This is a genomic window from Paenibacillus sp. Soil750 (genome assembly GCF_001428045.1).
Taxonomy (GTDB): domain Bacteria; phylum Bacillota; class Bacilli; order Paenibacillales; family NBRC-103111; genus Paenibacillus_E; species Paenibacillus_E allorhizoplanae.
This window is the reverse complement of record NZ_LMSD01000009.1, coordinates 1-17,477: the sequence shown is the minus strand read 5'-3', so window position 1 is coordinate 17,477 and position 17,477 is coordinate 1. Positions and strand designations below refer to the sequence as shown.

Below are 17,477 nucleotides of genomic sequence, written 5' to 3'. Positions count from 1 at the left end.
ATCACCTCTTGCTCTTCCTATTTTTTGTTCTCTTTCCACCAAGCATCGATTTGCTTCTGAAGCTCAGCGCTTACTTTCTCAAGTCCTGCTGTTTTCAACTTCGCATTACGCTCATCAAGCAATTTCGAAGGATTCGGCACTGCACCCGTACTAGTCACTTTATATTCGTTCACAATTGTCGTTAACTGAGCAATCTCATTCTTCACATTCGTGTCATCGAAAACAAATCCAATTAACGGGAAGCGTTTCGCATCATTGTTGAATTTCTTCCAGCTGTCATACAGATCGTCTGGTTGACCAGGTTTCATGTAGTTCAAGAATTGGTTACCAAGCACCCAGAATACTTGGCTATCATAACCGGAATCTTTAATCGGTTCGATACGGTTTGGACCTACTTTTTTGTAGTGTTTGCCTTCAATACCATTAACAAGAAGGTTGATTACGTAAGGATCCGTATGAAGGTAGTTAAGCACCATCATCGCTCTTTCTGGGTTCTTCGAAGTTCTCGAAATGGAAAGCATGGAACCTGTTGCCAAATCCGTTGTTACGATTGGTTCTTCAATAACGCGGGAAACCCAGTCATACGCGCCGTTGTCGGCAATCTTCAACTCGATATCTGAACCAGGTTTCCATACTGTGGATTGTACCCAAATTTTACCTTGCTTGCGGATCTCCCCAATATTGGTCGTTACCGTAGCTGCATCAGCATTGGTGTACCCTTTTTCATAAAATTTACGGTACGTTTCTGCATCTGCTTTATTCAAATCAACAATATCTTGATCCAACACAGTTTTGACCTTCATATCCGTTGACTTGTAATCCAAGAAGAACATCGGCATTTTAGCAGGAGTTGGCCCGATCGGACGATAATTCGATTTGGATTCATACATCATGAAGCTCGCACCGTTAGAAGTTCCACCAGCCACATAGTTATTGATGATGTCCGGATTATCTTTTTTAATTTTTTCAAAATACGGTTCCAAGTCTTCTACCTTATTGATCTTATCAATCGGAATTTGATACTTGTCAATGATATCCTTACGGAATGTCCAAGCTTTCCCTTGTGTGATTTCTTTATCCGTTGGAACCGCATACAATTTCCCTTTATAACGTGGTGCTTCTAGATATAGCGGGTGAAGCATTTTTTTCGTTTCTGGTGCAAATTTATCGAGAAGTGTATCGAGTTCCAAGAAAGCACCCTTTGTCACATTCGCTGAGAAATCCAGCCAAGAAGCTGTGAATACGAGATCCATTTTCTCACCCGTGTTCATCATCAACTCTGTTTTCTTCTTATAATCGGCTGAAGCAATCGGCTGCAGGGAAACTGTTGTGTTAATTTTTTCTTTCAAATATTTATTCAGTTCTTCCTGTACGAGCGCATCGTCCTTCATCGGTTTAGCTTGATAGATGAGTGACACATCATAAGGCTCCAAGGCTGCTTTCGGATTAGCTGGAACAGCCGAACTGGCTGCAGTTGCAGCTGGACTTGCAGATGTAGCTACTTTGTTATCACTGGAACACGCAGGCAGTACTGCGGTCAATCCAAGCGCTAGCGCCATAGGGGCTAGCATTACTGATTTTCTACGTTTCATTGTGGACCCTCCTGTATAGAATGTTATAGGAAACGACTGACGAATGCGAGTAGCAATTCGCAGCCGGTGTTACTGTGATCAGCCTTTAACGGCACCGACCGTTAAACCTTTGACGAAATATTTTTGAAAGAACGGGTAGACAATCAGTATGGGTCCCATAGCAATAAAAGCTAAAGCCATTTGCAGTGACTCATTGGGCAAATTCTTAAGCAACTCTGGATTCTGAGCGGCTATCGTCAGATTCTCGCGGATATACTGAACATCCTTCAGCACACGCAACATGAGGAACTGTATGGGATACATATGCTCCTTATTGATGAAGAGCAAGGCATTGAACCAATCGTTCCAATAATTAATCGTTGAGAATAAGGCCATCGTCGCGAGCACTGGAAGTGATAAGGGAAGAACAATGCGTAAGAAGATACGCAGTTCACCTGCTCCATCAATGCGCGCAGATTCGATTAATGCGGGATGAATCGTTGACTGGAAAAATGTGCGCATTATAATCACATTGAACGGAACGATTAAGAGCGGTAGGATCAAGGCCATATAAGAGTCTTTCAGATGAAGCGTCTGGGTGTAAATCATATAACGACTCACTATTCCACCATTAAATAACATCGTGAAGAATAGAAAGAAAGTAAACACGTTACGATATGGATAATCCTTGCGAGATAAGGGATACGCGTATAAAGCCATCAGTAAGACACTTAATAGGGTGCCTACGACGGTAATCCCAATAGAAACTTTGTAAGCATTTGCCATCGTCGTAAAATCTTTGAATACAGTCTTATAAGCAATCAACGACCATTTCGAAGGGAAAAAGCTGTATCCTTCATTGATCAAAGAATCATTATGTGTGGCAGATACAATGATGACAAGAACGACAGGTAGTAGGCAGGCTAGCGATAATAAGACGAAAATGACATTCAGTATCGTCTCAGCCAATGGGGAAATTCGGTTTTCCCTTCGATACGATTTGGAGACCATCAGGTTCACTTCCTATCCAATCAATTAGAATAAAGCTTGATCCGAATTTATTCGACGGACCGCTCCATTCGTCAGAAATACCATAATGAAACCTAGAACCGACTGTACCATAGCTGCTGCCGAGGACATGCCGATATCATTCAGTTGCGTCAAAACACGGTACACATACGTATCTACGGTATCGGTGGCTGGATATAAGACACCAGAATCCAACGGTACTTGGTAAAATAATCCAAAGTCTGAATTGAATATATGTCCCATATTAAGAATTGTAATGATAATGATAATTGGCATAATCGAAGGTAAGGTGATATGCATCATCTGCTTCCACTTCGAGGCCCCGTCAATAACTGCTGCTTCATAATACTCAGGATCAATACCCGCGATCGCTGCGATGTAGATAACGGCACCGATACCTACGCCTTTCCAAGCGCTGACTACTGTAAGTATGAATGGCCAATATTCCTTTACCATGTACCAGGACACTGGTTCTTTACCCAGCCATTCCATTACTGTGGAGTTAATGAAACCATGCGTCGGGTGCAGGAATGCGTAAACAAGATAACTAATAACGATCATAGATAAAAAATGGGGCATAATCAGTAAACTCTGATAACTCTTAACCGCTATGCGGCTCCGAAGCTCATTGAGTGCCAAGGCAATAGCCACGGATAAAATCAAATTCACAATCATAAACGTCATGCTGTAGCCTACTGTATTTCGTACAATTCGCCACAAAGATCCATTGTTGAATAGAAATGTGAAATTTTCGAAACCAATCCAAGGACTCCCCCAAATACCATCGACATAATTGATTTTCTTGAAGGCAATGAATAGCCCGAACATCGGTAAATAATTATTAAGCAATAGCACGAGGGCTGCAGGCACTAACATCAATGTCAGCGTTCTGAATTGCCAGAAGTTCCGCCAAAACTTAACTCCCTTGGTGCGATATCGTGTCTGCCCTGCCTGTCGTGCAGGTGCGGCTGTCTCTCTCACTGCGTCCACTCCTTTCTCTGTTAAATCAAGTATAGAATAAGGGATCCCTTATTTCGATGATGTATCCACATAAGAACGTGATGAATACTCAGCAAGTACATTCATGGAAAAATCACTACTGTTGCGTGTAAAATGCGGCTGCGCCGCGATTCCTGACACGCTGCCCAAAACTGAGAATAGGCGGCATGCACCGCCTTTTTGATATTTGTGCGCTAGCGTGCCATGGTCGACCGGGTACTTCCCTTGCGCACAATATTTGTGCGCTAGCGTGCGATTGGCGCAAAATCTGCAAAATCGCCACACTGATGACAAAAAAGATCCGGCCAAAGGCCGGATCTTTTCCTCACGTTATTCACTTGGATGAATCGGAATCGTAATGGTAGCAATGAGCCCGCCACCGTCCCGCAGACGGTAGCCTAACCCATACGAATCCCCATAATGCAACTGTATGCGTTGGTGAACATTGCGAATGCCATAGCCTTTGTCGTCTATTTCCCCACTGACAATCATGATAAGCTTCTCGAGATTCACCGGAATAAATCCATTGTCCTCAACAAGGATATGAATCTCATCTTCGACGCGTTTCAATCGAACCCACAGATGGCCTTCCCCATCCATACTTTGAATACCATGGAATATCGCGTTCTCCACAAGCGGTTGGATGATGACCTTGGGCATTTTGAACACTTCGAGGTCTTGATCAATGTCCCAGAACACTTCGAAGTTCCCTGGATAACGCTTCATTTGAAGGCGAATATAGGCACGAACATGCTCCAGTTCTTCGCTGATCGGAATCATACTCTTCCCTTTGCTTAACCCGATGCGCAGCAGTTTCGATAAGTCTTTGACCATACCGCCAACATCGTGATTGCCGCTTTCTAGGGCATACCAGTAGATCGAATCTAGCGTATTGTAAAGCAGATGCGGCGTAATTTGAGAATGGAGTGTGTTCAACTCCTGTTCCTTCTGTTTGATTTTCATCCCATAATTTTCTTCAATCGATTCATTCAGCCTGCCCGTCATACGAATAAACGCTGTGTACAAAACGCCGAACTCATCCGATCGTGAACGTGATGACGGATCTCCAAAGTCAAAAGGTCTGCCCAGCTCATACACTCGTGTGAATGTGACTAACCGAGCCAAAGGTTTAATGATATTTCGCAGCAAATACAAGACGAACAGCAAAACTAAAACTAAATAGATGGCAAGCATCACCATAATTAACTGTTGAAAGCTCGTTTGTTTGCCCATTATTGATTCCAACGGAATCTTATAGATTAATCGTGTATTGAAGTTAAACTCATAGGAGACGGCGTAGAGATATTTATGATTATTGGACTCCGAATAATAGTAACCATTCGATTTATTGTGAAGGGCTTCTGGTAATTCGGATAACTCCATGTCTGCCGAACCCGACTTCAAGAGCAGTTCATCCCGGTTATCGAATAAAAAGACTCCTGCTTGATCCGGCAGTTGTACCGAAACAAGATTCTTGGTCAATAAAACCTCCACTTTGGAAACAGCAAGAAAACCAATCAATTCGTCATATTTTTCTGGATTCAAAATACTTCGTGTAAACGTTACTGTCGGCTGTCCTGAACTCGACTTGGCTAGTCGAAGACTTCCAGCCCCTTTCTCTTCTTGGGTCTGTAAAGCCCATTCCGGGTAAGTACTGCTGCTATCCAGATAAATAAGCCCCTGTTTTTTATAAAGTGCATTGATTGGAAATGGCTGATTTCCTCTATTCGCCATATAGATGGCATATTCGGTGCCATCCGATGACCAGCGATCCAGAATCGTATCTGCTTCGCTTAATGCATTTATCGTCTCAATATGAGTCCAGAAAGCAAATTGCTTGGGGTTGCTGAAAAAATGATTATCCAGAAATGTTACTGTCTTATCTCTGACCGAAGACAACGAATTCTCCACCGTGGCGTGATTCTGCTTCACTAACTGAAGCATCGTCTTCCCAACCTCATCCTTAATCGTAGCGGAGGTTCGAGAGAAGGAGATCCAGCCGACTATCAGAAACGGCCCGATGATGAATAAACAGAATGCCACAATGACTTTATATTGGAGCTTCAGTTTAATTCCCCCTGATCTCTTTGCGATAATCAGCCGGAGAGATTCCGATGAAACGTTTGAACATTCGGCTGAAATGCTCCGGCGACTGATATCCCACTTGATATGAAATTTCATACCGCTTCAATTCGGTTACGGCAAGCAAACGCTTCGCTTCCTCAATCCGCACTTCGGAGACGAAGTCCCAGACGTTTTTGTTCGTTTCCCTTTTGAACAAATAACTCACATAGGCCGCACTGAAATGCACTTCACCCGCAATATCCTGAATCTTCAGCTCATGATTGCCATAATGATTGTAAATGTAAGCCGTTATGCGTGATACAACCGTCTGATCCCTCTCGCTAATACAGGCACGGATTACATCAGCGAGCCCTTGAACATACTCGTGTAGACAGGCTACTTTCCGGCTGATTTCCATACCTCTGAAGTAAACATCCGGATCATACTGACGGAAGGAACTGCTTGATTCTTGTCCATTATCAAAGAGTAATCCATACAAACGATACACCAATAATCCGAAACAGCTATGAAATAAGCCTTCTGAATGCGTCAAGTTTGCTAGTATTTTCACCGCGGATTGCAGCTCCTGAGCAAGCCTTACTTCATCCACCGTTTTCATGTGGATCACGATCTCTTCCACCATGGCTGCCCATTCCATCATCCTCATATTGCCTAGAGCCGACATATCCTCATAATACAGCACGTTATTATCAGGGTGCAGCTTGCGCCATTCGATGGCCGCATTCGCCTCTTCCATCAGCTTCGGCAGCATCGACAAATCCGGGCTAAGTGTACTCATCCCGACGGTGACGTCTACGTTCAAATATTGTTTCAGATTAATAATGATCGTTTGACCGATCAGATTCAGTTGCGAATTCATCGGCAACCGCGTGTCCACGTTATCGGAAGCTTCCAATTGGATCACACAAACAAGCTGATTACCAAATCCATAAAAGGCTACGCCGCACCAATCCGACAGACTTTCTTCCAATATATTCACCGATGCATATTTCAAAAGCTTTCGGTCCATTAATGTAATGTCTTGATTACTAAAACCACCTTTACTTAGGTTCAAATGAACGGCGGCGATACCATACCAATAGCCTTGCTCTTTGAGCGAGCTGCCGATTTCACGAAGAAGATCTTCATAATCTTTCTCCTGCAGATCGGTTTCCGTTACCAATTCGATGAGCGCTTCGTGCCTCTTTTTGAGCAAATGACCATCTTGACTACGATCCGCCTCTGGACGTTGCAGCGTCAGTCTCCCCATTTCCTTCTTCTCCTGGAGGGCTTTGCCGACAACGCGCATTAGTTCATCCAACTCTACGGGCTTGATTAAATAATCCTTGGCACCTAATCGGAGCGCTCTCTTGGCAAAGTCAAACTTCTCATGGGCGGAAATAACAATGACTGGAAGATGAGGCTGTTCCAAAAGAATCGCTTCCATCAGTTCGATCCCGTTCATCATCCCCATCTGTATGTCCGTCAATACGAGATCATAAGTGTCCATGCGTAAGCAATCTAATGCCTCAAACCCATTCGAAGCGGTTTCCACATGATCGATTCCCAGCTCTGATCTCATCAAATAACTTTTAATCCCCGCACTAACTGTCGGTTCATCATCCACGACCAGAATTTTATACATCGCCGGTTCCCCCCTGTAAGACAACCTACTGCCAAATATCCTCTATGATACCATGTTAGCCTTCGGCTTTTGCACTGTCTATGATAATTTCAGGGAAGAACGTGATCAATTCTAGGACGCTGACACTCGTATGCATCAGAAATGAAAAGAGGAAGGGAATATGTTCCCCTCCTCTTATGACTAATCCATTTAATTAATCGTCCACTGCTGATTATTGCCGCCATTCCACGTATATTGTATGTTCTGTCCACCATCCGCTGTCGAGCTGCCACTGATATCCATAAATTTACGGCTATTGCGATTCTCAATGGCATAATAGCCATTTCCTAGATCCACCAGCAGCCATTCTTGATTCTTACCGCCATTGCTTGGATATTGAATGTTCGTTGCGCCATCCGCTGTGGATTGACCGTTAATATCCATGTATTTGCCGCTTTGTTTGTTAATAATACTGTAGTAACCATTCGCTTTCTTCACGAATTGCCATCTCTGGAAGAGCGACGTCGTATCCGTAAACTGCTGGATTGGTGCTGCACTGAGTGTTTTATCCGTGCCGCTAACGGCCAATGACTTATTGCTATTTCGATTGAGTATCTTGTAATTCGTAGTTGAATTAATGCTGTAATTCGATCCCGAAATCGTGCCAGTCGCCGTATCAATTGTTAATTTGTCATAATACGTAAGGCTCATAGAAGTATTCGATGGGAAGGATATCGGCAGGAATACGTACCTTGAGTCATTCACAATGCCTCCCCATGCACCAGCCCATCTATCCCCAATATAGAGGTAGGATGTTGTGGAAGTGCCTTGAACAGGGACAATGTAAGCTGGCTGTGAATCAAATGAAGTACCGTCACCGACGTTGCTAAGCGCACTCCATGTCCCTGCGATGCTAGTTGCTGTCCCATATTTCATTTGATTCGGCGCCCAGCCGGTTGCTCCCGAGGTCACGAGGAAGTAGACACCATTCCTTTTGAACATAGCTGCTGCTTCACGTTGAGAACCTACCCAAACCTTCTGAACTAAAGAGGCGATGGATCGGTAATCGGAAGAAAGCTTATAGATATGCGTATCTAAATTTTCCCTGGCAGAAGAAATGAAATAGGCGGATCCATCGTCATCCACGAACAAAGTATCGTCACGAGACATGTACTGACCTTCTGGTTGGAAGCTGCCCTGCCAGGTGTAGTTGCCATCGATGGTAGAAGAGTACGCAACTGCCGCTCTTGCTTCGCTGTAATCTACGCCATTTTCTTTATGCATCCACATGACAAATTGACCGGTAGAGGCATTGTAAATGACTTTAGGCCGCTCAATATTCGCAGTCGCGAGTTCAGGTGCTGACGAATGTTTGAGAACATTATTGCGGAATTCCCAGGTTTTGAGATCCGTGGAGCGGTAACAAGCGACTAAGTTATCCCCGCTTCTATTTTCGCCGAACCAGTAATAATACGATCCTACTTTAATAATACCTCCGCCATGCGCTTGCAAAAGATTACCTGCACTATCCTTTATTTGAACGCCATTACTTGGAATGGTAACGCTTGCAGCTTCAGCCTTGTGTGTGGTCAAAAACAATGATAGGAAAAGTGCAACAATTAATCCTGCAATGAACAACTTACTTACGTATTTTTCTTTTGAATGAACGTACACGGCTCTCATCCTTTCGTTCTAAACTGAGACAAGCGGTACTTCAATCCTACTGAGACATCCATCATACAGCTTTATGTTCACCCCCATTCCATATCCAGCTGAGGCTAATGTTAGAGGATTCATGGGCTATTTCATAGTGAATTATCACAAGTTCTATGAACAATTCGAACAATGGGAATCCCCACTTTGATCACATTCCTGAACATTTTGCATGTCCATCCGGTGAAAGTTACCTACAACGAACAAAAGAGCCTCGCTGATTAGCGGGCTCTCCGAACATTTTAATGCGCACTCTCAACATCATCGACATGTTTCAAATGTTGGCGGTTCAGCCAAAGATAAATGACAGCCACAACAACACACGCGCCGCCGACGATAAACGGCATATGTGGATTAAACCATTCAGCTAGCTTGCCTGCCAGAAATGGGGCGATGGCCCCTCCGATGAAACGCAAGAAACTGTATGCCGCCGACGCTGTTGGACGTTCGACTGGTGCCGCGTTCATAACCGCGGTTGTGATTAAGGTATTATTATTTCCTAAGAAAGCGCCTGCGATGATGACAGCGACGATAATGACGGTTTTATCTGTCGTCCAATTCGCCATGACAAACAAAGTAACAGCGAACAGAAGTAATTGAACACACATAGACGGTACTGTACCAAAGCGTTTCTGCAGCTTCGGCGCTGTAAAAACAGAAGTAAAGGCAAGCATAAGTCCCCAGCCTAAGAAAACGTAACCGAGTTGATGCTCATCCAGTCCTAATTTCCCCAATACTAGTGCAGCGTATACAAGCAAGGTGAAGAATCCGAAGTTATATAGAAAAGCTGCGATTCCGAATGTACGAAGTGCTTTGAATTTCAAGGCGCGGAACGGATCAGCCAATGAAGCTTTCTTGGGACGAATTTGAGTTTGTGGTTTAGGCATAATAAAAAGAATCATAAAGAAGGCAATGACCATAAGACCGGCTACGCCGAAGAATGGACCTCTCCAGGAGATAGCACCCAGCTCTCCACCTAACAGAGGGCCTACAGAGATCCCCAGACCAACGGCTACTTCGAACAAAATAATGGAACGTGCAACACCTGTTTTGGACAAAGATACGATAGCTGACAACGCTGTAGCGACGAATAGCGCGTTACCGAGGCCCCATCCCCCACGTAACCATACAAGACTCCAAATACTATTTGACATACCACCTAATGCAGAGAAAAGAGCAATGATGATGATGCCAGCGAGCAACGTTTTTTTGATGCCCAGACGGGACGAGACGACGCCTGTAATTAACATCGCTACCGCCATGACGGCATTGTAGCTTGTAAACAACAAAGTAACGTCACTATGAGAAGCATGAAGCTTCTTAGCAATAGCTGGCAATATTGGGTCAACGAGACCGAGGCCCATGAAAGCGATAATACTGGCGAAAACAACAGCCCATACCGCTTTCGGTTGACTGAACATACTGACTTTTGGTGCATTCTGATGAGGCTGTACGACCGGATTGGCCTTACTCGTAGCTGTAGGTTGCATGTGCCCGAAGACTCCTTTTATGTTGACATTTTAGTAATACCATCATTGATACGTTTCTGCATATATTCAATTTCTTTACGAAACTCAGCCATCTTGGAGAGTTTCTGGTCAACCATATCCATTTGTTTGTCGACCATGACCTTCATCTCCCGCAATTGCGAAAGCTTCTCTTCTGCAGCCTCGGTTTTCCAATAGACTTGCTTTTGTTCGTCCATTTTTTCTCGAATCGCAACGAAATCTTGAATTTCCATAAGTGAAAATCCAAGAACATCCCGGGCATTCACGATTTGACTCAATCTTTCGATATGTTTGCGTGTATATAGGCGCATGCCTCCCTCACTACGTTCTGGGGGAAACAGTACTCCGATTTCCTCATAGTAACGAATCGTTCGCTTCGTCAATCCGCTCTCTTTGGCCACATCGTCAATTTTGAATTTATCCATTTGAACACTCCCTTCCAACCAATTTTCTTCTCGATGTCATTATCATAATCTTTTTAAACGTTAACGTCAACGTTAACTTTTGAAGAGCCACGCACGCCAAGATTTTACAAGACTTATTCTGCGCAGTTGCTCGTTTTCTATTCCTTTTCCATCTCCATATTCCTGAAATAGGTGATAACGAATTGACGGAACCTCTCTGCCGCGAGAGATAAATAATGCTTCTTTGACCTTAGAAGGAAAGCGGATTGGCAATATCGTCACGCCATTCGTATTTGCCGATGTGAAGCCTGATTTGGTTTAGAACAAAATAAGCATGTTCAATCAATGTTAGCTCATTGATTGAACATGCTTTTTTCCATGCCTATTTTCATAATTGATACACTTCATTCACTGACAATGTACCTACAGTACGTTTTCCTACCTTATGCCCCATGCTTCCTTCTTCGTTCTGTCCGTCAGCCAACGCCTCTTCCGTTATCCTTTTGATGTCAACAAGTGAAGCCATCTCATCATTTACCATATCGGGAAGAATGTTAGTTAAAAAATATTCCACACAAAATAAATCAATGTTTTTGATTTTAATTAAAGCATTTCGATACATCGTAACGAATTCTTTTTCTGTATTTCCCTTCTGAATCTCAGCAAATGCCTCATACACTTGATCCATTTTATCCGCAACTTCCAAAATCAGTCCTTCTATTGAACCGTCTTTACCCTCTTGCAGTTGTTTATGGAAAGTCTCTTTAAACTCTGCGGGGATATGTTCTTCAATAAAGTTATAGACCATCCCTTCTTCTACTTGTTGTATCAATAGTCGGAGTTCATGTGACGCATGTTTGACAGGCGTTTTAATATCTCCAATGAAGATTTCACCATAATCATGACTGCTGGTAATTTCATAGAGCTTTTTCCAGTTAATTATTGCGCCATTTTTCTCTTCGATGTCCGCAAGTGTTTTGGCATATTGAACTACTTTCCATGAATGAGCCGCCACACTATGTTCTTCAAATTTGAACTTCCCTGGACATCGTATGATTCTTTCTAGCTCATTTAAAGACCTAAAATAAGTATGAATGCCCATAGTTGTAATCTCCCTATTGTATATTCGGGTCCCTATATGTAGTATACAAGCTGCCTGTTAATGGGAGATTAAAACTAACTCGTACAATTGTTAACGTACGCAACAAAAAGACGCTCACTTAGAAAGTCAACGTTTTAATCAGTTCTCTAGCTATATCTTGATAGAAGCACACGATCCACAGCCTCCACAATTCTTTCATTGTTAAAAGGCTTCACCAGAAAATCTTTGGCACCAGCACGTATGGAATCGAGTACCATTTGCTGCTGCCCCATGGCCGAACACATGATGACATTTGCCCGGGGATCGAACTTCATAATTTCCTTCAACGCCGAAATCCCATCCATCTCGGGCATCGTAATATCCATCGTCACTAAGTCTGGTTTATATCGCTTATACAATTGTATGGCTTCCCGCCCATTGCTGCCTTCTGCGACAATCTCGTGACCGAGGGAGCTCAAGTAATCTTTTAACAGTGCTCTCATAAAAGCAGCATCATCGATAATCATGATTCTTTTCATGGGACGTACTCCCCTTTCAACTTTCACTCAACATATCCTATCTATTCATCCATTGTAGCAATGGCTTCTCTCAAAATTCTCACAAAAAGGAAATTCATGTCGAAAACAAGCAAAAAGACGGAAAGCAATTGAACGCTCTCCGTCTTTTATATACATTTAATTTAAATAGGCAGCTACGCTATTACTCATTTCCTTCGAAGGCTCTATCCCGAGTTCTCTCAAGTACAACGCTTTGAAGCTGGTATAGTGCATAGCAATTCGTTCCTTTTTCCCGCTTTTTGCATAGAGATCTATCAGCATTTGGTGCATCTCTTCATTCAAAGGATACAACGTCAAGTACGTATCTAACCTCAACTCCGCTTTGCTCCAGGCTTCTTCACGCAAGTCCCGTTGAACCATTAAACATACAAGTGACGTATATTGCTTCCTATAATTCTCCTCCAATTGGGTTTTCCACAGATAATCCTTGCGGTCTAACAACGAGCCCCGATAAAGGGAAAATATCCGCTCCGCTCGCGTCATATCTAGAATCTCTTCTAAGGTGGTTATCTCACTTAACTGGAACTCCAATACATCATACATACTCCCTAACGTATCTATCATATAGCCATCATTCGTTTTGAGAATATCCATTCCGATTTCTTGTTCTTTCAACAGCTTCTTCAAGCGATAAATCGTATTATGTAAATTATGCGAAGCGCGGTCTTCCAACATATCGGGCCATAACATATCGGCCAAATACCATTTGTTAATGTCCTGTCCTGGATTGCAGAGGAAATAGGCGAACAGCTCCTCCGTCTTTTTCGTTGGCCATCGGACAAGTGCACCTTCCGGATTGCGTACCTCCAAGCTTCCGAAACAACGGATTACAGACTGCCGCGTTTTGATTACGTTGGGCTCAGTCACTTGTTCCAGCTTCAAGAGGCGACTCGTAATGCGTTCAATTGCAGCAGGTGTGACTGGCTTAAGGATATAGTCAAACGCATAGACCTTGAAGGCATCTAACGCATACTCCTTATAGGCTGTTGTAAAGATAATTCTCGTCTGCTCCATCATGTCATTGATTCTCTGAGCAAGTTCAAGCCCATTCATTTTCGGCATCTCTACATCCAGAAAAGCTAGGTCAGGCTTCAGTTCTGATATAGCTGTTAGCGCTTCCTGCGGATTATGAAAAGCCCCAATGATGCTATAATGCGGATTCCTTCCGATCAGAACCTTCATTAATTCGAGAATTGGTTTTTCATCTTCAACAATTACCACCCTAATCAAGTTCATCCCACCTTTCTACAAAGACTTCCTTATCTTTACCGGTTAAAGGCAGATACATGGTAACCTTCGTTCCACGCCCCATCTCTGAATTGATCGACAGCGAAGCTCCTGGGATCCTATCTACCCTTTTACGAATATTCGCAATCGCAATGCCTCCACTTCCATGTTCTCCGTTCGCCATCTGGTAGAGCAAATCATCTGGGATTCCGATCCCATTATCCTGTATCGTCACATGTAAATAACCGTCTCCTTCTTGAATCGTTAGTGTGACGGTTCCGTACTCATCTTTCTCAAACAAGCCGTGTCGAATCGCATTCTCCACAAACGGTTGGATGCAAAGCGAGGGAATAGAGAAATGTTTCAGGCTTTCATCTACGTAACAAATAAATTCAAATCGATCTCCATATCGCGCCTTCTCAATCTCCACATAGGCATCAATCAAATCGAGCTCCCGATGAAGATTGACGAATAAGTCATTTCGGTCCATATCCAGAATATAACGCAAGAATTGGCTCAGCTTCGACAATAAATAAGCAGCTTTCTCGCCATCCGTATAACAAAATGAAATTACACTGCTAAGCGCATTATAAAGGAAGTGAGGCTTAATCTGTGCTTGATGGAAGGCAAGCTCATTACGAATCGCTTCTTGGATCGAGGTTTTCATCGCAATCAAGGTCTGAATTCTCGCGATTAGTGTCTCTGCTTCGAATGGTTTCGTGACGTAGTCATTCGCTCCCACACTGAATCCAAGTGCGATATCTTGTGAAGTGTCCTTGGCCGTCGCGAATAAAATAGGCAAATCCAGAATGGAATGCTGTGTACGCAACACTCGGCAGAGCTCAATCCCAGAAACGCCTGGCATCATCACATCTAAGATAATCAGATCAATTTGCGGGTGTTCACTCATTTTGCTCATCGCTTCTTTAGCAGAAAAAGCCGTAAGCACATTATAGCTATGTCTTTTCAGAATATTCAGCAGTGTATACATATTGGAAGCCTCATCATCCACGACGAGAATCGTATGAGCATGCTCCTCTAGACTATCCAAAGATTCAGGGTCATTTCCATGTCTTTGCTGATAGCTATCTCTCATCGATCGTTCTTGGCTCACAGGCATGTAATTAATGGCCATCGGTAGTTTAAAAGCCATTCGCGTACCCTGTCCAACTTCTGTCCATTCAATCCGAATGTCCCCACCCATTCGCTCTACGAGCTTGCGACTAATATACAAGCCAACCCCCATGCCTGTGTAGCCATCCTCTGGTAGAGCATGCTCTTGTTGTTCGAAATACTCGAACACTTTGGCGTATTTATCAGGTGAAATCCCCGTCCCTGTATCCTCAACGACAATGTGAATGTCCTCTTCCAATATGCTTGCACTTACGCTGATCATACCTTGTTCGGTATGCTTCATTGCATTGTGCACTAAATTGTACATGATTTGACGTAACCTATTCTCGTCCGCTTGGACCCACATATCCGGAGGCACTTGGTTATCCAAGCGTAACGCTTTGCCTGCAAGCTCGAACTGCAAGACATCAAATACGATTTGAGTCACGGCCCGCACATCGACAACGGTCATAAGCAACCGCAATTCACCGTGCTTCAACCGCGTCACATCAATGAGATCCTGCATAAGCATCGATAATTTAACGGATGTATCCTTGACTAGCCATAGATTTTGCTTCTGTCTCACGGATAAATTGTGCTCATCATCATCCAGTAGAGATGAGGTAATGTTCATGATTCCGTGCAGCGGCGTCTTAATTTCATGGGAGGTGTGCATTAGAAACTCGTCCTTCAACTGATTGGAGACGGTAAGTCGATGTGTCAGAAGCTCTGTTTTCTCATACGCATTGGTTAAGCGTACCGCTAACAGCAGATTCATTATCGTAATGAAACCAATAACCCCAACTTTATGCCATAAATCCGAGTTTATCGCACTTTCCGAATATAAAACACCATCTACTAACGAGACCATTAACGAGACGATAGCTACTATAAACAAGCCAAGTTCTTTCCGTTCATAGGTACCTCTCTTACTATCGAAGAACAGATAAACCATTCTACCGAGAAGTAGCACGGGCACGAAACCAATGTATAGAAAGAATAAACTTCTCACTTCATTATAGAGAGCGTAAGGGAAGATAATGATAACGACTACAATCAGAACGATTGGAGCAATGAGCAACCTGATCTTGTTGCGTGAAATCAACTTCTGGTGGATGGAACAAAAAAACAATAAACAAAGAATGGAACTAACAAACTCAAAACTATCGAGCATTTTATACGTGATATCAAAAGGAATCTGAGGCAACAGTCGTTGAAACAGCTTCTCACCGTACAGAAACTGGACGCCAGCCGTGGAGAAGAGATATAACCCGCTCAGTAAATACGTTTTCTCACGACTACGAAGGAAATAAAGACTGAGATGATAAGCTCCGAACATGACAAGCACCAAAATGAGGGATAAATCACCTCCGATTAATAAGCTATTTAGTTTAGAAATGTCTGCATGCAAGCCAAATTGAATGGCATTTACAATCCCCCCAGACATATATTCATAATTCGCCACTTGCAATAAAATCTCAAATTCCTGCGAATTTACATGAAAAAATGTGCTGTAAGGTGTATTCCCTGGCATGTTGGTTTCTTTATTAATAGCTGGAAGTCCGCTTCCCCCCTCCAATTTGCCATCGACATACAGCCGATGGGACATCCGGATGCTGCGCAGCTTCATACCATAGATGTCATCGGTATTATCCACTCGAACTAAGAGACGGTAAGTTCCGTAACCTTTGTTGCTTACACCACCTTCTATCGTCTTCCCTTTCCATAAACCGGGCACGTCTATATAAGAGACATCTCTGCGCGTTCCTGATTGAAAATCGGCAGGTGTTAACAGCTGCCCTTGATAAAATTCCCACTCCCCATCTAAAGAAACAACGCCTAGCTTGTGGAAATCCTCCTTAGATAAATCCAAAACACCCTGTTTGGCAGTCTGCTTGTTTTGACTAGGAATCATCTGCGAATAAATACCAATAAATAATAAAATAGAAAACGAGAACACCAAGCTGATTCCTATGATTTGACGAAAATTCCTCACTATGGGTCCCCTTTCTCCGATTGTCAGATACAAGTGATTCTATCATTTCATACTCACAAAAATCTCACAAGCCCTTCTATCACTTATACTAGGAGTGAACAAACATGATCAATCACTTAAATCACTACAAAAGTCACTAGATACCTCTCAATCACAGAAAACACCAAAAGCTAAGAAAAATGATCACTCTTAATTAAAGAGGTTATCACTATTCAACGAAGCCAGGAGACAATGGTAAATGAATGTTGGCGAGGCACCGCTGCTTGGAAATAAGGTTAACTGGAAAAACTCCATTTATTTCAGCGCTTATTCCTTGAAAATTCAGTTTAAATGGAAAATGTACAGTTATTTCCTAAAGAAACGGCTGTACAGCTACTTTCCACTGAAATTAGCTACATAAAATCCATTTATTTCAATTTCCGTGTCTATATTAGCCAAATTTAGATGTACTTTTTGCACTTAGAATAAAAAGTGGACGTCTCTTAGTGTAGAAGTAATAATAATCTTAACAACTAACTAAGAGGTGTCTGTCCATGAGCGAATCAAGACAACGATATAATGAAACTTTTA

The 17,477-nt window shown here is 42.9% G+C and carries 12 protein-coding genes and 1 pseudogene; 1 reads left to right on the top strand and 12 read right to left on the bottom strand.

What is annotated here, in order from left to right:
• Positions 1-17: 17 nt before the first annotated feature.
• The 12 genes and pseudogenes from ASL11_RS09745 to ASL11_RS09690 all read right to left on the bottom strand — a co-directional run bounded on the left by ASL11_RS09745 (position 18) and on the right by ASL11_RS09690 (position 16,907).
• Positions 18-1,592 carry an ABC transporter substrate-binding protein gene (locus ASL11_RS09745; RefSeq protein ID WP_056612971.1) on the bottom strand — a complete coding sequence of 525 codons (1,575 nt, stop codon included), beginning with the start codon at positions 1,590-1,592 and terminating at the stop codon, positions 18-20.
• Positions 1,593-1,670: 78 nt separating this feature from the next.
• Positions 1,671-2,582 (bottom strand): carbohydrate ABC transporter permease, encoded by a 912-nt coding sequence (locus ASL11_RS09740; protein WP_056612969.1) that lies wholly within the window; start codon positions 2,580-2,582, stop codon positions 1,671-1,673.
• 24 nt (positions 2,583-2,606) lie between these two features.
• A complete protein-coding gene (locus ASL11_RS09735) occupies positions 2,607-3,581 on the bottom strand; it encodes an ABC transporter permease (RefSeq protein WP_063795531.1) in 975 nt (324 codons plus the stop codon).
• A 348-nt stretch (positions 3,582-3,929) separates the two neighbouring features.
• Positions 3,930-5,543, bottom strand: a complete 1,614-nt coding sequence (locus ASL11_RS09730; protein ID WP_162261629.1) for a sensor histidine kinase — start codon at positions 5,541-5,543, stop codon at positions 3,930-3,932.
• 124 nt (positions 5,544-5,667) lie between these two features.
• A complete protein-coding gene (locus ASL11_RS09725) occupies positions 5,668-7,308 on the bottom strand; it encodes a response regulator transcription factor (protein WP_056612965.1) in 1,641 nt (546 codons plus the stop codon).
• A gap of 189 nt (positions 7,309-7,497) precedes the next feature.
• Positions 7,498-8,961 (bottom strand): RICIN domain-containing protein, encoded by a 1,464-nt coding sequence (locus tag ASL11_RS09720; RefSeq protein ID WP_235550433.1) that lies wholly within the window; start codon positions 8,959-8,961, stop codon positions 7,498-7,500.
• A 281-nt stretch (positions 8,962-9,242) separates the two neighbouring features.
• Entirely contained in the window at positions 9,243-10,490 is a 1,248-nt protein-coding gene (locus ASL11_RS09715; protein ID WP_056612961.1) for an MFS transporter, read from the bottom strand.
• Positions 10,491-10,507: 17 nt separating this feature from the next.
• The gene (locus ASL11_RS09710; protein ID WP_056612959.1) at positions 10,508-10,933 is read right to left on the bottom strand and encodes a MerR family transcriptional regulator; all 426 of its coding nucleotides are present in this window, start codon (positions 10,931-10,933) and stop codon (positions 10,508-10,510) included.
• 457 nt (positions 10,934-11,390) lie between these two features.
• Positions 11,391-12,014: pseudogene (locus ASL11_RS09705) on the bottom strand (YfbR-like 5'-deoxynucleotidase); the annotation flags it as partial.
• Positions 12,015-12,160: 146 nt separating this feature from the next.
• Positions 12,161-12,532 carry a response regulator gene (locus ASL11_RS09700; protein WP_056612956.1) on the bottom strand — a complete coding sequence of 124 codons (372 nt, stop codon included), beginning with the start codon at positions 12,530-12,532 and terminating at the stop codon, positions 12,161-12,163.
• A gap of 156 nt (positions 12,533-12,688) precedes the next feature.
• Entirely contained in the window at positions 12,689-13,807 is a 1,119-nt protein-coding gene (locus ASL11_RS09695; RefSeq protein WP_056612954.1) for a response regulator, read from the bottom strand.
• Positions 13,794-16,907 carry a hybrid sensor histidine kinase/response regulator gene (locus ASL11_RS09690; protein WP_327205094.1) on the bottom strand — a complete coding sequence of 1,038 codons (3,114 nt, stop codon included), beginning with the start codon at positions 16,905-16,907 and terminating at the stop codon, positions 13,794-13,796. The genes ASL11_RS09695 and ASL11_RS09690 overlap by 14 nt, the downstream gene beginning before the upstream one ends.
• Positions 16,908-17,145: 238 nt before the next feature.
• On the opposite strand from ASL11_RS09690, the gene ASL11_RS36355 reads away from it, so the two are divergent.
• A complete protein-coding gene (locus ASL11_RS36355) occupies positions 17,146-17,307 on the top strand; it encodes a hypothetical protein (RefSeq protein WP_157256870.1) in 162 nt (53 codons plus the stop codon).
• The last annotated feature ends 170 nt before the right edge of the window (positions 17,308-17,477 follow it).